Consider the following 1,717-nt stretch of genomic DNA (forward strand, 5'->3'; position numbering starts at 1 on the left):
CCGGAACCCCGGCGGCCTCCACCACCGCGACCGGCCCGGCGACCGGCTCGACGGCCAGAGGCTCGACGGCCACGACGGCCTCCGCCACCGGCGCGGCCTCGACGGCCTCCGCGACGGGCGCCACCGGCTCGGCGGCGACCGCGGCCGCGGCCGCCTCGACCACCTGCGGCTGGACCGGCGCGGGCACCTGGACGACCGGGGCCTGCACGGCGACCGCGGCGGCGGCCGGCTGTGCCGCGGCCTGGACAGGCTGCGGCTGCGGCTGCGCCTGCTGCACCGTTTCGGCGCCCGGCACCGGCACCCCGTACGCGGGCGTGCCGCCGGGTGCGGACGGGCCGCGGTCGGCGAGCGAGCGGACGGGGACGTGACCGGTCATCAGGGACGGGTCGGGGATCGGCGGTCCGGCGTGCAGCGGGCGGCGCGGCTGGGGCGGCGCGGGCTGCTGGACGGCGGGGGCGGCCGGGGCGGCGGGCTGCGCCTGCGGGGTGCCGAGGTGCAGGGTGCCGCTGCCGCCCGGCTCGTCGGCGGGCGCCACGGCGCTCTGCGCGCCCTCCGCGCCCTGCGGGGTGCCCGCGCCCTCCGCCACCGGCGCGGCCTCGACGGGGGTGGCGACGGTGAGGAGGGGGGGTGCGAGCGGCGGCCAGGACGGCGTGACGGGGGTGCCGGTCGGCTCCTCGCCGACAGTGCCCTCGGCGCTCTGCGCGGCCTCGCCCCAGGCGGTCTGCGGGCCGGGCATCAGGAGGACGTCGTCCTCCTCCTCGCCGTCGGGCTGGTCGAGGAAGGTGTACGCGGGCCGCTGGTCGCCGTGCCAGGGCCCGGCGGGCGCGGCGGGCTGGAGGGGCGCGCCGAGGTGGGGCTCCGGAACTGGTCCGCCGGGCCCGGGTTCGGGCGCGAGGGGACCGGCGCTGGGGGCGTGTCCGCCGTCGGTCATGTCAATGCTCCTTCCAGGCCGCTTGCGCGTCCTCGGCGAGGTCCCCGGAGGCCCCGCCCACTTCGCCGGAACGGAACCGCACCGACCCGTCCCTTACTCCATCGGCCGTCACCCGCACGGGTGGCGTGCCATCAGAAACAACGACGGCCCCGGGCAACCGGCACGACGGCGCGGCCGCTCCGGACCCTCACGGCATTCTTCCGGGCGGGTGCGCACCGCGTCGAATGCCCGCGAAGCGGGCCGTTCGGGTTGCAACGCGTCAAATGGGTGGCAATCGTGCCGGATCGGACACGGTGCTGCATCGACGGGCTGGTCCCCCGGGGAAACCCTACCGGCCGCGGCCGGGCCGATCTCGAAACCCTGTCCGGATGCGACGGGGATCACCGTACCGCCCGGGTCGGACGGTCCGCGGGCTGCGGAAACGGAGATCAGTCGTACGGTTCGCCCCAGATCAGCAGGGTGTAGTCGCCGCGCCCGAAGGAGGGGCCGGCGCCCGCGTCGGACTCGGCGCGCAGCGGGGCGGACTGGAGCAGCAGGCCGTCGGTGCGGTAGCCGGCGGCGTCCAGGATCCGGCGGGTCTCGGTGGCTTCGGCCAGGCCGCGGGCGACGGCGACCACCCGGCCGGGCTTGCGGGCGGTGACGGCGCGGACCATGGCGGGGCCGCCGTGCTCGACGGCGACGGCGTCGGGTTCGGGGAGCGCGCCGAGCACCTCGGGGCCGGAGCCGGCGGCGGTCTCGACCTCGACGCCGCACTTGCGGGCGTTGGCGGAGATCCGGGCGCAGTCG

2 pseudogenes are annotated in these 1,717 nt (G+C 78.5%); both read right to left on the reverse strand.

Annotated features, from left to right (window positions below):
- A pseudogene (locus ACFUEL_RS39405) lies at positions 1-931 on the reverse strand (hypothetical protein); the annotation flags it as partial.
- A 428-nt stretch (positions 932-1,359) separates the two neighbouring features.
- A pseudogene (locus ACFUEL_RS39410) lies at positions 1,360-1,717 on the reverse strand (precorrin-6y C5,15-methyltransferase (decarboxylating) subunit CbiE); the annotation flags it as partial.

The sequence above is a fragment of the Kitasatospora sp. NPDC057198 genome, assembly GCF_042670125.1.
Classification (GTDB): Bacteria; Actinomycetota; Actinomycetes; order Streptomycetales; family Streptomycetaceae; genus Kitasatospora.